At 68.5% G+C, this 16,936-nt stretch carries 18 protein-coding genes; 6 read left to right on the top strand and 12 right to left on the bottom strand.

Going from position 1 to position 16,936, the window contains the following annotated elements:
• The first annotated feature begins 7 nt into the window (after positions 1–7).
• Positions 8–877, top strand: coding sequence for a LysR family transcriptional regulator (locus tag J2S73_RS08075; protein WP_306885004.1), 870 nt, complete (start codon positions 8–10; stop codon positions 875–877).
• Between the two features lie 87 nt (positions 878–964).
• On the opposite strand, the gene J2S73_RS08080 is transcribed toward J2S73_RS08075, so the two are convergent.
• Positions 965–1,087 carry a hypothetical protein gene (locus J2S73_RS08080; protein WP_306885005.1) on the bottom strand — a complete coding sequence of 41 codons (123 nt, stop codon included), beginning with the start codon at positions 1,085–1,087 and terminating at the stop codon, positions 965–967.
• A gap of 184 nt (positions 1,088–1,271) precedes the next feature.
• Positions 1,272–2,951, bottom strand: a complete 1,680-nt coding sequence (locus J2S73_RS08085; protein ID WP_306885006.1) for an acyl-CoA dehydrogenase family protein — start codon at positions 2,949–2,951, stop codon at positions 1,272–1,274.
• 227 nt (positions 2,952–3,178) lie between these two features.
• On the opposite strand from J2S73_RS08085, the gene J2S73_RS08090 reads away from it, so the two are divergent.
• Positions 3,179–4,099, top strand: a complete 921-nt coding sequence (locus J2S73_RS08090) for a YihY/virulence factor BrkB family protein (protein WP_306885008.1) — start codon at positions 3,179–3,181, stop codon at positions 4,097–4,099.
• A gap of 30 nt (positions 4,100–4,129) precedes the next feature.
• Here the strand turns inward: J2S73_RS08090 and J2S73_RS08095 are convergent, their stop codons facing one another.
• Entirely contained in the window at positions 4,130–5,035 is a 906-nt protein-coding gene (locus J2S73_RS08095) for a DMT family transporter (RefSeq protein ID WP_306885009.1), read from the bottom strand.
• Between the two features lie 323 nt (positions 5,036–5,358).
• Here J2S73_RS08095 and J2S73_RS08100 point away from each other — a divergent pair, with 323 nt between their 5' ends.
• Positions 5,359–6,093, top strand: coding sequence for a L,D-transpeptidase (locus J2S73_RS08100; RefSeq protein WP_306885010.1), 735 nt, complete (start codon positions 5,359–5,361; stop codon positions 6,091–6,093).
• A gap of 4 nt (positions 6,094–6,097) precedes the next feature.
• Here the strand turns inward: J2S73_RS08100 and J2S73_RS08105 are convergent, their stop codons facing one another.
• The 9 genes from J2S73_RS08105 to tsaD form a co-directional block, all read right to left on the bottom strand.
• Entirely contained in the window at positions 6,098–6,829 is a 732-nt protein-coding gene (locus J2S73_RS08105) for a DUF429 domain-containing protein (protein WP_306885011.1), read from the bottom strand.
• Positions 6,826–7,689, bottom strand: coding sequence for a pyridoxal kinase PdxY (gene pdxY / locus J2S73_RS08110; RefSeq protein ID WP_306885012.1), 864 nt, complete (start codon positions 7,687–7,689; stop codon positions 6,826–6,828). The genes J2S73_RS08105 and pdxY overlap by 4 nt, the downstream gene beginning before the upstream one ends.
• A gap of 81 nt (positions 7,690–7,770) precedes the next feature.
• Positions 7,771–8,562, bottom strand: a complete 792-nt coding sequence (locus tag J2S73_RS08115) for a crotonase/enoyl-CoA hydratase family protein (protein ID WP_306885014.1) — start codon at positions 8,560–8,562, stop codon at positions 7,771–7,773.
• Between the two features lie 93 nt (positions 8,563–8,655).
• Entirely contained in the window at positions 8,656–9,549 is an 894-nt protein-coding gene (locus J2S73_RS08120; RefSeq protein WP_306885015.1) for a LysR substrate-binding domain-containing protein, read from the bottom strand.
• 58 nt (positions 9,550–9,607) lie between these two features.
• A complete protein-coding gene (locus tag J2S73_RS08125) occupies positions 9,608–10,327 on the bottom strand; it encodes a class I SAM-dependent methyltransferase (protein WP_370874405.1) in 720 nt (239 codons plus the stop codon).
• Complete coding sequence (locus tag J2S73_RS08130; RefSeq protein ID WP_306885017.1) at positions 10,288–10,707, bottom strand: EVE domain-containing protein; 420 nt, start codon at positions 10,705–10,707, stop codon at positions 10,288–10,290. Before J2S73_RS08130 ends, J2S73_RS08125 begins: the two co-directional genes overlap by 40 nt.
• A 9-nt stretch (positions 10,708–10,716) precedes the next feature.
• Positions 10,717–11,004: a YciI family protein gene (locus J2S73_RS08135; RefSeq protein WP_306885018.1), complete on the bottom strand. Its 288-nt coding sequence runs from the start codon at positions 11,002–11,004 to the stop codon at positions 10,717–10,719.
• 99 nt (positions 11,005–11,103) lie between these two features.
• Positions 11,104–12,102 (bottom strand): NAD(P)H-dependent glycerol-3-phosphate dehydrogenase, encoded by a 999-nt coding sequence (locus J2S73_RS08140; protein WP_306885019.1) that lies wholly within the window; start codon positions 12,100–12,102, stop codon positions 11,104–11,106.
• 4 nt (positions 12,103–12,106) lie between these two features.
• Entirely contained in the window at positions 12,107–13,183 is a 1,077-nt protein-coding gene (tsaD, locus tag J2S73_RS08145; RefSeq protein WP_306885020.1) for a tRNA (adenosine(37)-N6)-threonylcarbamoyltransferase complex transferase subunit TsaD, read from the bottom strand.
• Between the two features lie 121 nt (positions 13,184–13,304).
• Here tsaD and hemC point away from each other — a divergent pair, with 121 nt between their 5' ends.
• The 3 genes from hemC to J2S73_RS08160 all read left to right on the top strand — a co-directional run bounded on the left by hemC (position 13,305) and on the right by J2S73_RS08160 (position 16,934).
• Positions 13,305–14,234, top strand: coding sequence for a hydroxymethylbilane synthase (hemC, locus tag J2S73_RS08150; protein ID WP_306885021.1), 930 nt, complete (start codon positions 13,305–13,307; stop codon positions 14,232–14,234).
• A gap of 7 nt (positions 14,235–14,241) precedes the next feature.
• Complete coding sequence (locus J2S73_RS08155; protein WP_306885022.1) at positions 14,242–14,955, top strand: uroporphyrinogen-III synthase; 714 nt, start codon at positions 14,242–14,244, stop codon at positions 14,953–14,955.
• 149 nt (positions 14,956–15,104) lie between these two features.
• Positions 15,105–16,934, top strand: coding sequence for a COG4223 family protein (locus J2S73_RS08160; protein ID WP_306885023.1), 1,830 nt, complete (start codon positions 15,105–15,107; stop codon positions 16,932–16,934).
• Positions 16,935–16,936 lie beyond the last annotated feature (2 nt).

A 16,936-nucleotide genomic window follows, 5' to 3' on the forward strand; every position in this document is an offset into this window, starting at 1 on the left:
TCGACCTTTGAGCGTCGATGCGGCCCGTATCTTCATTGCGATCTGCGAGACCGGCAGCTTCCGGCATGCGGCCGAGCGGGTGTGCCGTTCCGCCTCAGCCGTCAGTCTTCAAGTCGCCAAGCTCGAGAACCAGCTCGGCCGCACGCTCTTGGAGCGCAATGCCCGTAGGGTCGTCCTGACGGAGGAGGGGGAAGCCCTGCTGGGTTTTGCGCGTCGGCTTGTGGCCGTCAGCGACGAGACGATGGCGCACTTCCTCGGATACGACATCTCGGGAAACTTGTGCGTCGCCGCACCGCACGATCTCGGGGTTTGGCATGTCCCGGTTTTGCTGAAGCGCTTCGCGCGTACCCATCCGGGTGTGCGCGTGGAGGTACGACTGGACTCCAGCAACAACGTGCAGAGCCTGTTTGCGGAGGGAAAGGCGAATGTGGCGCTGTTCACGGAGAGCAGGACGCCGCGGATAGCCTCGCGGGAGCTGTTTTCCGAGGAGCTGTGCTGGCTTGGAAAGCGCGGCGGGGACGTAGCCCAGCGGGAGCCCTTGTCGCTGGCGGTCGCCGAGGTCGGATGCGCCTGGCGCGACGCTGCGCTAAGGGCCCTCGATGCAGCGGAGCGCCCTTACCGCGTCTGCTACTGGAGCGATACGTCAATGGGGCAGGTGGCGGCGGTCCGGGCGGATCTCGCCGTAGCCGCGCTTCCCAGGGCGCTGACGGACGGAGGCATTGCGCCTGTCTCGTCGGAATTCGGGCTTCCGCGGCTCGGGTTCGTCCATATGTATCTGGCCGAAGACGGCAGCCCGGCGGCCCGGGCGTTCGCAGACCAGCTGGGCGACTGGGATCGGTTTGACCAGTTCGGCTCGGACCGGTTCCTTAGCCTGTGACAAGGTCGGCCGTCGATCTGAAACGGCCGGGCCTCGTCTTGGTTTGCAGCCGGTGACCCGCGGCAGCCGCGGCCCGATCGCAGCGGCTCACGGGATCATGTTCGCCGCGTTCATCGTCGGGTCTGAAACCACGGTCCACAGGGTGGCGAAGAACAGAAAGAAAAGGGCCGCCGGAACCACGGTCTCGATGGCGCGCGCAATCAGGTGCATGGCTAATCTCCTCGGCGTACGGGTGCCTTGGTCCTCGGCCGCCGGGAAGGCCGCAAACAGCGGCCCCGGCCATCGTCGGCTTCGGATCGTTCGCCCAGGACCATGGCGCCGCCGGGCCGACCCTGCCAAGGGCCGGCCGTTTGCGGTGCTGAATCCTTCGTAACCGGAGACGGCAGAATCCTGCCTAGTTGGTTCCGTCCAACAGCCGGCGCGCGATGACCTGAGCCTGGATCTCGCCGGCACCCTCGAAAATGTTGAGGATGCGCGCGTCGCAGAGCACGCGCGAGATCGGGTACTCAAGCGCGAAGCCGTTGCCGCCGTGGATCTGGACGGCGTTGTCGGCTGCGGCCCAGGCGACCCGCGCGGCAAGCAGCTTTGCCATGCCGGCCTCCAGGTCGCAGCGCCGACCGGAATCCTTCTGGCGGGCGGAGAAGTAGGTGAGCTGGCGCGCGAGCGTGATCTCCACGGCCATCATCACCAGCTTGTCGGAGACCCGGGGGAAGTCGAAGATCGGCTTGCCGAACTGAACCCGCTCGCGGGCATAGCGCAGACCCAGCTCGAAGGCCGACTGGGCGACGCCGATGGCGCGGGCAGCAGTCTGGATGCGGGCGGCCTCGAAGGTCTGCATGAGCTGCTTGAAGCCCTGGCCTTCCTCGCCACCGAGCAGGCTGTCGGCGGCGACCTCAAAGCCGTCAAAGGCGATCTCGTATTCCTTCATGCCGCGATAGCCGAGCACCTCGATCTCGCCGCCGGACATGCCGGCGGCGGGAAACGGATCCTCGTCGGTGCCGCGCGGCTTCTCGGCAAGGAACATCGACAGACCCCGATAGCCCTTCTCGTCGGGGTTGGTGCGCACCAGAAGCGTCATCAGGTCGGCCCGGACCGGATGGGTGATCCACGTCTTGTTGCCGCTCACCTTGTAGACGTCGCCGTCGCGGACCGCCCGGGTCTTGAGGGAGGCGAGGTCGGAGCCGGTGTTGGGCTCGGTGAAGACGGCGGTCGGCAGCACTTCGCCCGACGCGATCTTCGGCAGCCAGGTTTCCTTCTGGGCCTCCGTGCCGCCGCACAGGATCAGCTCGGCCGCGATCTCCGAACGCGTTCCCAGCGAGCCGACGCCGATATAGGCCCGGGACAGCTCCTCGGAGACCACGCACATGGCCTCCTTGCCCAGCTCCAGCCCGCCATAGGCTTCCGGGATGGTCAGCCCGAACACGCCCAGCTCGGACATGTTCCGCACCACGTCCATCGGGATGTAGTCGTTTTCCAGGTGCCATTCGTGGGCGTGAGGCGCCACTTCGGCCTCGGCGAAGCGGTGCATCTCGGTGCGCATCGCCTCCAGCGTCTCGTCGAGGCCGGGATTGCCCAGCGGCGAGCCGATGTCGTGCTTGTCGAGCAGTTCGGCGAGCGCGGCGCGCGTCTCCCGCGTGTTGCCCTGGGCCAGGAACCAATGGACCGCACCGCTCTGAACCGATCCGGCATTGTCGTCGACGCCGAGATCGGGCAGCCGCACGATCTCGCCCTGGTTCATGGCGATGCCGCCGAAGATCTGGGCCAGATATTCGCCGAAGCCGATCCGCACGATCAGGCTCTCGACCGACGTCAGACGGCCTTCGGTCGACAGACGCGCGGCATAATCGGCAAGCTGACGCAGCGCCTCCGCGTAGGTGGACAGCCATGCGAGCCCGTGCACCGCGTGCTGTTCGGCCTCCAGGAGAGCCGGGTCGATCCGACCGTCGCTGAGGAGCCGGCCACGGACGGCTGCGCTTGCCCGGGCCACGAGCCCGTCGACGGCAGCAACGGCCTCCGAAGTCCGGTCGAGAAGCGTCTCGGTCGTGACTTCGGACGCAAGGCGTTCGGCGAGCATGGTGTCCTCCCGGGGGTCGATCAATTTTTGGTGGCGTCCTTGCCGGCGACAAGAAAGCCTGTCTTCTGGAAAAGCCAGGTCGCTTTGCCGGATGCGCGCCGGGCCGCGGAGGCCCTAGCACCGGTCGGCGGAAACGATATAGACAGTGACGACCGAGAATAGTGGCCGTTGTGCACCGCGGCAAGGTTGTGCAAAGGCCCTTGGCAGCTCGATGCCGTTGCAAGGGCATGATGACGTTCCGCCGTAATTTTCAGAAGTGGACCGACCGGGCCCGGCATGTCGTCCGGAAATTGCCTTGGCTGGTCCCGACGTGGACCGTCATCGCCAGTGCGATCGCCCGCTTCAATTCCGACGACGGCTGGGCGATCGCCAGCCATGTCGCCCTGTCCATGCTTCTGTCGCTGTTTCCGTTCCTGGTCATCCTCGGCACGCTCGCGGCCATGGTTGGCTCCCGCGAGATGGCTATGGAAGCCACCAGCCTGGTCCTGTCGACCTGGCCGAAAGGGGTGGCGGATCCACTGGCGAGCGAAGTCAACGCCGTTCTGAACCGGCCCCGCGGCAGCCTGCTGACCGTCAGCTTCCTGGCTTCGATCTGGGTTGCTTCGAACGGCGTGGAAGCGCTGCGGCTGGCCCTCAACCGCGCCTACCGGGCGAGCGAGGACCGCGGGCAGGTCTTCCGGCGCCTGCAGAGCCTCGGCTTCGTGTCGCTGGGAACCCTCACGCTGCTGGCGACAGGTGTTCTTCTGGTGCTCGGGCCGATCGGCTGGTCCTCGGCCGTCCTCTACGCGCCCTGGCTGGAAAACTTCTCCCGCCTGTTCCACCTGTCGCGGCTTGGGCTGGCCGCGCTGATCCTGATGGTGGCGCTGATCGCCGCCCATGTCTGGCTGCCGGCCGGCCGCAGACGGTTCGTGGACCTGATGCCGGGTATCCTCGCGACCCTCGTCCTGTGGATGCTGGGGGCGGCACTGTTCGGCTACTACCTGAAGGACTTCGCCAACTACGCCGCCACCTATGCGGGGCTCGCCGGTACGATGACGGCGATCGTCTTCCTCTATCTCTCGGCCGGTCTCCTGATCCTCGGGGCGGAGATCAACGCTTCCATGCTGCGCTACAGGTCCGAACGCACGCTGGTGCCGCCCCACGACTGAGGCGGCTGCCGATACCTTTACGCGGCGCGCTCAGGCCTTGGCCCGGGTCGCGATGGCGACGGCGAACGACGTGACCACCATGCCGCCGAGCTGGATCAGGGTCAGGGTCTCGCCGAACAGCACGTAGCCGAGAAGCGCTGTCGTGGCCGGGACCATGTAGAACAGCGTCGCCAGCTTGGAGACGGCGCCGGCCCGGATCATCAGCATGAACAGCGACACGGCGCCGACCGACAGGACCACCACCAGCCAGGCGAGAGCGAAGATGAAGGTCGGGGTCCACTCGACGGCCATGGTCTCCGTCAGGAAGGCCAGCGGCAGGCAGACCAGGAATCCGCCCAGATACTGGAACAGGCCGCCGACCCACAGATTGAGATCGGTCACCACCCGCTTCTGGTAGATCGTGGCCGCGGAGATCGAGACCACGGCGATCAGCACCGAGACGATGGTCGCAGGCGTGATGCCTTCCGATGCCAGGGTGAAGCGCGGACCGAGCACCAAAGCCACCCCGACAATGCCGACGACGAGCGCGACCAGCGTGCGCAGCGAAATCCGTTCGCTCAGCACGAACGCCGCGCCGATTGCGGTGAGCAGCGGCTGCAGCCCGACGATCAGGGCCGCGACACCGGCCGGCATCCCGTTTTTGATCGCCCAGAACACGCCGCCCAGATAGAGGCCGTGCATCATCATGCCGATGACGATGGAATGGACGAGCGGACCGCTATGGCTCGGCCAGCGCGACCGTGTGACGAGAATGGCGAGCCCCATGAGCGCGCACACAAGCACGAACCTGAGCGTCAGGAACGTGAACGGCTCCACATAGGGAGCCCCCATCTTCGATCCGATGTAGCCGGTCGACCAGAGCAGCACGAACACGGCCGGGACGGCGCGCTCGACGACGATGCGCGAGGCTGACCGGTCGTTTTGGGCCGGCGTCATCGCGGGTCGGTGGGGTGCGAGGGATCGAAGCGCACGGGCGAGGTCTCCGCTGAGCGATCGCGCCGGGAGCGAATCGCAAACATGGTGCACAGACAAGCATCCCGGCTGAGCGCACGGCAATGCCCAGCGTGCATGGCGGATCGCGACGGCTCTTTTCGCGGAGCATGGCCGACCAGCCGCGTTAACCCGCTGCTAACCATAACTGCGCACTCATGTCGGGAAGGATGCGGGTCCGTCCGCGTCCGAGCGCGGCCCGTTTCGGATGGTGTCTGACCGGAAAGAAGCGCTCGTTTATTCGATTGACCGGCGAGACGGAGGACGCAATGAGGCGCATCATCGCCCTGGCCGCCATCGCAGCGACGCTGGCCATCGGCGCCGGCGGCGCCACGGCCGGGCCCCAGAAGGTCCGGGTCTGGGACGCCAAGAACGAGCGCTGGATCGAATACGCTCCGATCGGCTTCCGCGAGAAGCAGCCGGAACGCCCGAAATACCGCTACTACGATCCGACGACCGGGCAGTGGCGGCACTATCAGGCCTCGCGGGCGGAGATGGCGGAGATCCACGCCGAGAAATACCGTCGGCGGGTCGTCCCGTTCCAGACGGCGGAGCCGGCCGGAACCGTCATCATCGATACCGCGACCCGCTATCTCTATCTCGTCCAGCCCGGTGGCCAGGCCATCCGTTACGGGATCGGAGTGGGCCGCGACGGCTTCACCTGGGCAGGGGTCGAGCGGGTCAGCCGGAAGGCGGAATGGCCCGACTGGCGGCCGCCGGCCGACATGCGGGCGCGCCAGCCCTATCTGCCGGAGTTCATGCCCGGCGGTCCGGAAAACCCGCTCGGCGCGCGCGCTCTCTATCTCGGCTCCACGATGTACCGCATCCACGGCACCAACGAGGAATGGACGATCGGCTACGCCGTCTCCTCCGGCTGCATCCGGCTCAAGAACGCCGATGTGGCCGATCTCTACGACCGGGTACCCGTCGGCGCCAAGGTGATCGTGCTGGGGCCGAACTCCGACCGTCGCCTCGTCCAGGCCGCCGTTCAGGCGGGCGAGTAGACGTTCATACCCAGATCGCGATCGGCAGGCCGCAGGCGTCCCGTTCAAGGGGCGCTGGGAAGGGTGCGGCCGAGCCGTCCGCGATCCGGCAGGCGATCAGGGCGTTTGCCGCGGCGTCGATCAGATCGTCTTCGCCGACGCCGGGTAGCCTCGGCGCATCGAACAGGCGGCCGGGGAGGCCGCACCGCTCCAGAAGCGCCCGCCGTTCGTCGAGGCCCGGGCGAGAGGGCCGGCTCTTCACCTTCTTCGGCAGGGTCATGGCGCGGCCGCCGTTGAGGCGCCAGAACGCCACTTCCGGATGGGTCTCGTAGATGCGGCCGATCAGCTCCGGCCGGTCGCGCAGCAGACCGTCGATCTCGCGGATCTTGTCGAACAGGAAGAAGCACTGCTTGGAGACCGCACGGGGCGGATCGGACGTCTCCCGCGCGATCCGGCAGGCGGTCGGATAGTCGTCCTCGTAGACCGCCGGGCGCGACGGTACCGAGAACACGGAAGACTGGCGCATGCCGAGCAGTGGCCGCACCGCCCGTTCCGGTCCGCGTCCGCCGGGCGGTGTGTGGTCCCTCAGCCCGATCGGCATGTCGACGGCGAGAAGGGCGGTCTCGGGCAGACCCCGGACGAGGTCGGCGATGCGCGCCACCGTTCTCACGTCCGCCGTCTCCGGCCGGCCGCCGTCCAGGATCACGGCGACCCAGCCGCCCCGGCAGCCGTCGACGCCCGCGGCCGTCGTGCTCATGCCTTCGCTTCGGCCAGCCGGCGCATCTGCACCATGGCCATCGGCCGCGGCAGCCGGCCCTGATCGGCCACGAGGGTCAGTTCGTCGGAGCCGGCCTTGGCCGACCGCGCGACGATCTCGAACGCACCGGCGGCGGTCCGCTCCAGCGCGGCCTCGTCGGGCCGGTTGGCGAGCACCTGGTCGATCAGCAGCCCGGCAGACAGGTCGCCCGGTCCATGCGGCGGATGGGCGACGAGGGGATGTTCGGCGGCCCAGGCGCCGCGCGGCGTCGCGTAGAGCGTGGCGATCGAATTGCGCATGAGCGCCGGCGCCGACGTGACCAGTACCCGGTCAGGCCCCAGGCGGCGCGCCGCGGCAAGCGCGGAGCCGATGTCGTCCGTCGCCATTCCGGTCAGCCAGGCGAGTTCGTGGCGGTTCGGCGTGGCGATGTCGGCACGCGGGATCAGCGTGTCGCGTATCGCGTCAGCCCGGCGCTCCGGAATATAGAGGCCGCCTGCGTCGCCATGGACGGGATCGCAGAGATAGAGAACGTCCGGCTGGCGCGCCTTCACCCGGTCGACGAAGGAGGCGATCGCCTCAGCGTGCTCGGCGGCGCCGAGAAAGCCCGACACGATGGCCCCGACCTCGTCCAGCCACTGGCTGTCGGCGAGTTCGTCGAGGGCGGCGGCCAGGTTCGCGGGATCGGTGACGGTGCGGGTCGACGGGCCGTGCCCCGGGTGCCACGGCAGGAAGACCGTGGGCACCGCCCAGACCGGATGGCCGAGCCGTTCCAGGGCGAAGCCGGTCGCGCGCAGACCGATGGCGCCGCGCGCGACGAGAGAGGAAATGACGATGACGGCTTTGGGCGCTGCGGTGTCCATGCGCCTTCTCTAGATCCTTTTCCGATCGGGTGGAAATACCCGATCGTCCTGGGTGTCGGGGTGGCGACGCCCGGCTGAGCTTCAGGTGCCGGTATAGTCCGGGACCCTGCGCTCGATCCAGGCGCTCAGGCCTTCGCGCGTGTCGTTGGTCGGCGCCATTTTCGCGAACTGTTCGGTTTCGACGAGCAGGCCCTCCGCGATGCTCATGTTCAATCCCCGGGTGACAGCGCTGATGATCGCCGCGACGGCGAGGGGAGAGTGACGCATGATCCGGCCGGCAAGCGCACGTGCCGTCTCCATCACCTGGTCGTCCGGAACGACGGCATTGACCAGGCCGAGTTCCAGGGCCCGGTCGGCGCCGAAAGGATCGCCGGTCAGAAGGTGTTCCAGGGCCCGCTTGCGGCCGGCGAGCCTGGGCAGGCGCTGGGTCCCGCCGAAGGTCGGGGGGATGCCGATATTGATTTCCGGCTTGGCGAACCGCGCGGTCTCGCCCGCAATTGCCAGATGGGCCGCTTCGGTGATCTCGCAGCCTCCGCCATAGGCCAGTCCGTTCACGGCGACGATCACCGGTTTGGGAAACGTCTCCAGGCGCGCCGTCATCGCCTGACCGCGACGCACGAAGTCTCGCACCGCCGTGGCCGGGTCGGCCCGGACGCTCTCGTAGAACTCATGGATGTCGCCGCCGGCGGAGAACGCCTTGTCTCCCGCGCCCGTCAGGATGACGGCGCCCGCGCGCCCGTCCATCTCCAGGGCGTCGAGGTGGGTCATCAGGGCATCGGCGACCCCGTAGCTGATCGCATTCAGCTTGTCGGGCCGGTTGAGGGTCAGGGTGGCGATACGGTCGTCGATTTCGCAGAGGACTGGGTCGGACATGGGGGCGGATCCCTGGCTTGGTTAAGGTCCCCCACGATCCGCCGGCGCTGCCGGCCGGACAAACGAGAAAGTCTCGCTTCAAGTGAATTTCATTCATGCAATGTCCGACTGGGCCTCCTCGCGCAACCACGCGCGGAAGGCCTCGATCTCGCGTCTCGGTTCGCGTCCGGCCGGTACGGTCACCCAGTAGCCGGTCTCGATCGGCAGCGGCTCGAAGGGGAGGGCCACCACGCGTCCCTGGTCGAGAGCGTCGCGGCAGAGCGGCAGGCGACAGAGTGTCACGCCGAGCCCCTCCGTCGCGGCGTCGAGAGCCAGGTCGATGTCGTCGCAGACGAGATGGCCGCCGCCGGACGCTTCCAGACCATGGGCCGCGAGCCAGGCCGGCCAGTCGTTCTCCACGGACGAGACGTGGATGAGTTGGGCCTTCGACCAGTCGACATGGCGGCGGTCGATGAGAATTTGATCGAGGTAGGCGGGGGCCGCCACCGGGAGCAGCGCTTCACGGAACAGAAGATCGCAGTCCGACGACGGCCACGGTCCGGCTGCCATGCGGATAGCCAGATCAACGCCCTCGAGCGGAAGCACCGCCTGGCGGTGGCTGGTGTCTATGTGGAGATCGATGTCCGGCCGCCGCCGGCGGAATTCGGCAAGGCGCGGCATCAGCCAGCGGCGGGCGAACGTCGGTGCGACGCTGACGCGGATCCGGCTCGCGCCGAGGGCGGGCGACACGCGCCGGGCCCCGGTCGCGATCATCGACAGCCCTTCTGTCACGTAGGGTAGGAAATCCCGTCCGGCCTCGGTCAGCGCCAGCGATCGCCCCGACCGTTCGAACAGGGAGACCGCGAGCCACGTTTCCAGGGTGTCGATCCCGTGGCTTACGGCGCTCGGTGTCAGGCCGAGCTCGTCTGCCGCCTGCTTGAAGCTGGTGTGGCGCGATGCGGCCTCGAACAGCCTCAACGAGGCGAGCGGCGGCAATCGATAGGCCATTGCAGACTCCGAGATGAAAAGAATTCAACCTGGAGCATTGCCTTGGATTCAAATCACATCAAGCCGGCCGCTTCAGGCGCCAGACCGTGGTGTGCTTGACCTCGGAGTCCTCAAGCGCCCGGGTCACCTCGACGCGGTAGTCCGCAACGGCCTCCAGCCGGTCTTTCGGCAGGTAGGTGCGGCCCGGATCGCCGATCAGGACGTCGGCTCCGGCTGCCCGCGCCCGGTCGAGCCAAGCGATCACGGCGTCCGACATCGGCCGCTCGTAGAACACGTCGCCGGCCAGGACGACGTCCGCCGGCGGGGGTGGGGAGGCAAGCACATCCTCGTATAGCGCCGTCACCGGGACCCCGTTCGCCTCCGCATTGAGGGCGATCGCGTCGATGGCGAAGACGTCGACCTCCGTCGCGGTCGCGGAGGCCGCTCCCGCTTTCACCGCGGCGATCGCCACCAGCCCGCAGCCGCTTGCGAAATCCAGCACGCGCTTGCCGGCGACCGTCTCGGGGTGATCGAGCAGATAGCGGGCGAGCGCCTGCCCGCCGGCCCAGGCGAACGCCCAGAACGGCGGCGGCAGGCCGATCTCCTGAAGCTGCTCCTCGGTCTGCTCCCACAGATCCATCGCCTCGTCGGCGAGATGCAGCCGGATCTCCGGCACGTGCGGCGGCGGCCACAGGCGGGTGTGCGTCCGGATGAACGCGCGCCGGTCGGAAGATCCGTTGCTGACGGCCGCTCCGGTGGTCAGGCCTTTACTCCGCCCATCTCGCACACGCGGCTCCATTCGTCCTCGGTGACCGGCTGGACCGACAGGCGGGAATTCTTGACCAGCGCCATCTCGCCGAGCTCCGGCGTGGCCTTCACCGCGTCAAGCGTGACCGGCTCCTTCAGCGGTTTCACGGCGGCGATGTCCACGCAGAACCATTTGCCGGTGCTGTCGGTGGAGTCCGGATGGACTTCCTTGATGACCTTCACGATGCCGACGATCTGCTTCTCGTTGACCGAATGATAGAAGAAGCCGAGATCGCCCTTCTTCATGGCCTGCATCTGGTTCTTGGCCAGATGGTTGCGCACCCCGTCCCATTCCGTTCCAGACTTTCCGGCCGCGACCTGATCGTCCCACGACCAGGTTCCCGGCTCGGACTTGAACAGCCAGTATGCCATCGCCCGTCCTCAGAGTTTCGTGCCGACGGTGGCCCGGAACGGGACCACAGCAACGGATGCGAACAGCCCGGCGTTGGCGTAGGGATCCTCGGCGAAGAAGGCGCGGGCCCCTTCTAGGGTCTCGTCCTCGACGATGATCATCGATCCGACCGAGATAGAGCCGTCCTCGGACGTCAGCGGTCCGCCGAGCTTCACCTTCTCCGCATTCCGCTCCAGCCAGGCCAGATGGTCGGGCCGGGTGTTGGCGCGAATGTCGCCGGCGTCCGGCTTGTCCTGGCAGATGGCTATGTAGAGCATGGCTGGTCTTCCTTCAGGGTCTTGTGGAGTGCTGACACGCGTCGCCCATCGCTAGCCCAGATGCGGCCGGCTGAGAAGGTCGCGGTCGGAGGCGGAGCATCAATCGTGTTCGCGTTTCAGCGGGCGGCTGAGCAGGGCGTCGATCGCCTGATCAATGGTCAGCTTTTCGGCGAGTACGGCGGCGACCGCCTCCATGATCGGCGCGTCGACCCCGAGGTCCCGGGCGAGCCGCACGGCGATGGGAGCGGTGGCCGCGCCTTCGACAAGGGGCCCGCCGGCGGCCGCGTCGGAGGGCCGGGCCGCACCGCTGCCGAGCGCCTCGCCGAAGGCGAAGTTGCGCGACTGCGGATTGGTCGAGGTCAGCATCAGGTCGCCGAGCCCGGACAGGCCGGTGAGGGTCTCGCGCCGGGCGCCTTCCGCGTCGCCCAGCCGGATCAGTTCGGCCAGCGCGCGGGTCACCAGGGCGGCGTGGGCGCTGGCGCCAAGATCGCGTCCCTTGACGATGCCGGCGGCGATGGCGAGCACGTTCTTCAGCGCGCCGCCGATCTGGACGCCGCGCAGGTCGTCGGACACGTAGGGCCGGAAGCCGGGGGCCGCGAAGGCTTCCGCGAGCGATGGCGCGAGTGCTGTGTCGGCCGTGGCGATGGTGACGGCGGTCGGCAGGCCCCGGGCCACCTCGCCGGCGAAGCCGGGGCCCGACAGCACGGCCACCCGCGCGTCCGGAACCGTTTCGGCGACCACGTCGGAGAGAAGGCGTCCGGTGGCGCGCTCGATTCCCTTCGCGGTGATCACGAGCGGGGTGCCGGGCGCGATGAAGGCGGCGGCCTGGGTCGACACCTCGCGGGTGGTCTGGGCCGGAGTGGCGAGGATGACGAGCTCCTTGCCGGCCGCCGTCGCCAGATCTCCCGTAGCCTCGACACCCGGCTCGATGGCGACGCCGGGAAGGCTCGGCGCGGTCCGTTCGGCATTGATCGCCGCGACCGTCTCCGGATTGCGCGCGTAGAGGGTGACCCGTCCGCCGGCGCGGGCCAGCACAAGGGCGAGTGCTGTTCCCCAGGCGCCGGCGCCGATCACGCCGATCTCGCGCGATTCGCTCATCGGCCTAGACCTTCACGCCGAGCCGGCCGTAGCCGACGAGCGGCGCGGCGTCAGCATCCAGCGGCCAGCGCGGGCGCGCGGTGATCTCCGGATCGTCTTCCAGGCCTGCCATGGCCCGCTCGGCGCCGGCCCAGGCGATCATGACGCCGTTGTCGGTACACAGTCGGGCGGGCGGGACCACGAGACGTCCGCCGGCATCCTCCGCCGCCCCGGCCAGCGCCTGGCGGACCGTGCGATTCGAGGCGACGCCGCCGGCCGCGACCAGCGTTGGTGCATCCGTGCCGGTCTCGCTGCGCAGCTGCGCCAGAGCTCGGGCGGCCTTCACCGCGAGCACGTCGGCGATTGCTGCCTGGAAGCCGGCGCAGATGTCGCAGATCGCCTGGGCGTCGAGCGGGTCGGTCCGCTCGGCGGCGAGCCGGACGGCGGTCTTCAGTCCGGCGAAGGAGAGGGCGAGATCCGGGCGGTCGGCGAGCGGGCGCGGAAAGGCGAACCGGGTCGGGTCGCCGTCGGCTGCCCGCTTTTCCACTTCCGGTCCGCCCGGGTAGCCCAGCCCGAGCAGCTTCGCGGTCTTGTCGAAGGCCTCGCCGAGCGCATCGTCGATGGTCGTGCCCCAGCGCCGGTAGGAGCCCAAGTCCTCCACCAGGATGAACTGGCTGTGGCCGCCGGAGACCAGAAGCAGAAGATAGGGAAAGGCCAGCTCGTCGGTCAGCCGGGCGGTGAGGGCATGGGCCTCGAGATGGTTGATACCGCGGAACGGAAGCCGGGCAGCGGCGGCAATCGCCTTGCCGGTGGTGAGGCCCACCAAAAGCCCGCCGATCAGGCCGGGGCCGGCGGTCGCGGCCACCAGATCGAGATCGGCGAACCCGAGGCCGGCGTCGGCCATCGCCTTCGCCACCACCTCGTCGACCACCTCGACATGGGCGCGCGCGGCGATTTCCGGGACGACACCGCCATAGGCGGCATGGGCCTCGACCTGGCCGCGCACCACGTCCGACAGGATCTCGCCGTGGCCTGGCCGCTCGGCCCGGATCACGCCGGCCGCCGTCTCGTCGCAGCTTGTCTCGATGCCGAGTACGATCATTCGTGGTCTTTGCTCTCCGGCCGGGCACGCCGGGCCGTCTCACCAGCCGGGTTGGCCACGGACCGCAGCACCGCTATGGTCCGAACCTCGATCTTCAGCGGTATCACCGGACACGCACATCGTGCAATTGGAACGCATCCGTATCGGAACCCGTGGCAGCCCGCTGGCGCTGGCACAGGCCAACGCCGTCCGCGACGGTCTCGTCGCCGCCACCGGCCTCGCGGCCGAGGCCGTGGAGGTCGTGGTCATCAAGACCACCGGCGACAAGGTCCTCGACCGCCCGCTCTCGGAGCTCGGCGGCAAGGGGCTTTTCACCAAGGAGATCGAGGACGGTCTCCTCGATGGCTCCCTCGATCTTGCCGTCCATTCCGCCAAGGACGTTCCCACCGTCCTGCCGGACGGGCTGTCGCTGGCCGGCTTTCTGCCCAGGGAGGACGTCCGCGACGCCTTCATCTCGCTGAAGGTCGCGACCCTCGACGATCTGCCGGTGGGCGCGGTGGTCGGAACCGCCAGCCTGCGGCGCGGCGCGCTGGTGAAGCGGTTGCGGCCGGATCTGGAGGTCGTCAACTTCCGTGGCAACGTCCAGAGCCGGCTGCGCAAGCTGGAAGCCGGCGAGGTCGATGCGACCCTGCTGGCCATGGCCGGTCTCAACCGGCTCGGCCGGCCCGATGTGGCGACGGCCGTTCTCGACCCCGAACGATTTCCTCCGGCCCTCGGCCAGGGTGCGATCGCGATCGAGACGCGCAGCGACCACACGGCGATTCGCGAGGCGCTCGCGCCGCTTCTGGATCAGACCGTGGGGACGTGCCTGGCGGCGGAGCGCGCGTTCCTTGCCGAACTCGACGGGTCGTGCCGGACCCCGATCGCCGGCCTTGCCCGGATAGAGGCCGACACGCTCAGCCTCTACGGCCTGATCGCGACGCCGGACGGGCGGCGGTTCGAGGAAGAGGTGATGACGGCGTCTCCCGCCGAGGCGGAAACCGTCGGGCGCGAACTTGGTGCGGAATTGCGCGCGCGGGGCGGCCCGGCCTTCTTCGCGGACTGGGTCTGAGAGGCCGATGCGTCTTCTGGTCACGCGGCCGATGCCCCAGGCGGAGGACACCTGTCGGGCGCTGATCGACGCGGGTCACGAGGTTCTGCTCGCCCCGCTCATGGAGATCGTCACGGACGAGACGGTCTCCCTCGATCCGGGCGCGGCCGACGCGCTGGTGTTCTCCAGCCGCGGCGCCGTGCGCGCCGTCGCCCTGCATCCGCAGGCGGACAGGCTGAAGCATCTGCCCGTCTTCTGCGTCGGCGATGCGACGGCCGAGGCGGCCCGGGCAATCGGCTTTGGACAGGTCCGCTCTGCAGCCGGCGACCTCGCGGCGCTGGCTCAGCTCATCGCGGCGCTGCCCGATCCGGTCGGCTCGGTGCTGCATCTTGCAGGCCGCGAACGGTCCGGCGACCTCGGCGTTCTTCTGTCCGACGCAGGCGTGTCGGTGGAGACGCGGATCGTCTATGCCGCCGAAAAGGCGGAGAGGCTGCCCGACGAGGTCGTGTCGGCCCTGGCGGACCGGCGGATCGATGGCATTCTCTCGTTCTCTCCGCGCTCGGCGGAGACGATGGTTCATCTCGCCGAAAAAGCGGATGTGCTGGAACCACTTCGGGCCGTCCGGCACTATTGTCTGTCGATGGCCGTCGCGGACGTCTTGCGGGATGCCGGCGCCGGAGACCTGATTGTGGCCGATCGGCCGGACCACCCCGCTCTACTGGCAGCTGTCGCCCGGGCGTGATGGGGCCGCGCCCGGATCGTGACGGCAGATCGTTAGCCTTGCGGCCTTCCGACCGGTCGACCGCGCGGGCCGGTCGTGGCAATTGATGTATAACCGGGACGAGGGTGGCGTTAGAGTGCCGGAACAGGTTGAAGCAAGCGGGGATTTAGATGGCGGCGACCAGTGATCCGAACGATCCGGGCGGCGGGAAGGACAAGCGGCACTCTCCGGTCATCGATCTGAAGGCATCGGACGTCTCCGATTCGGGTGGCTCGAAAAAGCCGGAGACGGATAAGGACGACGCCGCGCCCGGGTCAGCTCCGAAGAAGAGCGCTGCCGAGAAGGCGTCTCCCGAAAAGGCTTCTCCCGAAAAGGCGTCTTCCGACAAAGCCTCTGATGAAAAGGCGGCTGCCGAAAAGCCTTCTGCCGACAAGACGGCCGATCGCACCACCGAGACGGACACCGTGACGACTGGAAAAGCATCAGTATCCGGTACTGGCTCGCAAAAGTCCGCGACGGTCTGGCAGGATTCCGATCCCGGTGATGTGACCAAGGCAGACGCGGGCGCTGCGGCCTCCGCCGGCGGGGGCGCCCGTCCGCGCACCAGCAGCGTTCCTTCTACGGGACCTGCGGCGCCGGAGGGCGGCGGCTCCGGCGCGCGAGCCGAATCCCCCGATCCGAAAAAGGAAACGTCCTCGGGTCCCGGTGAAAAGCGCGGTGCCGCCCCGACGGGTGAAGACCCCGACGACGATGATGACGGGACGTTCCCGCCGCAGGAAATCACCATTGTCCGGCGCGGGACCGGGCCGCTCGGGCTCATCGTCGCGGCGCTTCTGGGAGCGGTTCTGGTCCTGGGCGGTGGCTATCTTGCGCTCACCCGTGGCCTCCTGCCGGGCGCTCAGGGCGTGGCGACGGGGCTTGAATCCCGGCTGAACGACCTGGAACAGCGTGTGGCGGATGCATCGTCCGGGAGCGGCGGCGATCAGATCGGCGCGCTGCGGTCCGACCTGGAATCGGTCAAGAGCTCGATCGAAGGACTGGGCAGCGGCGTTCCGGACCGCATCACGGCGCTGGAGTCCCGAGTGGGCAATCTGAGCGACGCGGCGACCGCCGTGACGCCCGGCGAGATCGAGACGCTGCGAAACTCGGTTCAGGCCGCGACCCAGCAGGCTTCCGACGCCTCCAGTCAGGCCGCCAGCGCCAACAATGCGGCCAGTCAGGCGTCGAACGCGGCGAGCCAGGCTGCCAGCCAGGCGCAGCAGGCCAACAGCGCGATCGCCTCGCTGAAGCAGTCGGTGGCCTCGCTCCAGTCCACCCAGGCGTCGATCCAGAGCTCCGTCCAGTCCCTGAGCAGCACCGTTTCGGAACTGTCCGGCCGCGTTCAGAAGATCGAGGAACAGCTCGGCGGGCCGGGTCCGCGCGAAATCGCGGCACTGGCGGTGGCTACGGCGATGTTGGAAAACGCGGTGCGCACGGGCGAGCCGTTCGGTGCGTCCCTCGCGGCCGTCACCTCGCGTCTCGATGACCCGGCCATCGTCGCACCCCTGAAGCCGTATGCCGAAAGCGGTCTGCCGACGGAACAGGCGCTGGTCGAGCGGTTCCCGGCGGTGGAACGCGACATTCGTGACAGCCTGCGCGGCGAGGCGGCCCAGAGCGGCTTCGTGTCCGGCCTCCTGGCCAATGCGGAATCCCTGGTCACGATTCGGCGCACCGGAGCCGAGGGCGGCGAAAGCGTGGGTGCCACACTGGATACGATCGGCACGGACCTGCGTTCCGGGGATCTTGCCGGTGCGGATACCGCCTGGCAGACGCTGCCCGAGCCCGCCAGGGCCGCGTCCAAGGAGTGGCACGATGCGCTTGCCGCACGGGTCGCCGCCGAAAAACTCGTGAATCAGGTGACCGGTGAGGTCCTGTCCACGCTTCAGCCGAGCGACGCGTCGTCCGGTTCCGCAAGTCCGGCGCCGTCCGCCGCCGACACATCCTCATCGTCCGGGAACTGATT

The organism is Amorphus orientalis, assembly GCF_030814015.1.
Classification (GTDB): domain Bacteria; phylum Pseudomonadota; class Alphaproteobacteria; order Rhizobiales; family Amorphaceae; genus Amorphus; species Amorphus orientalis.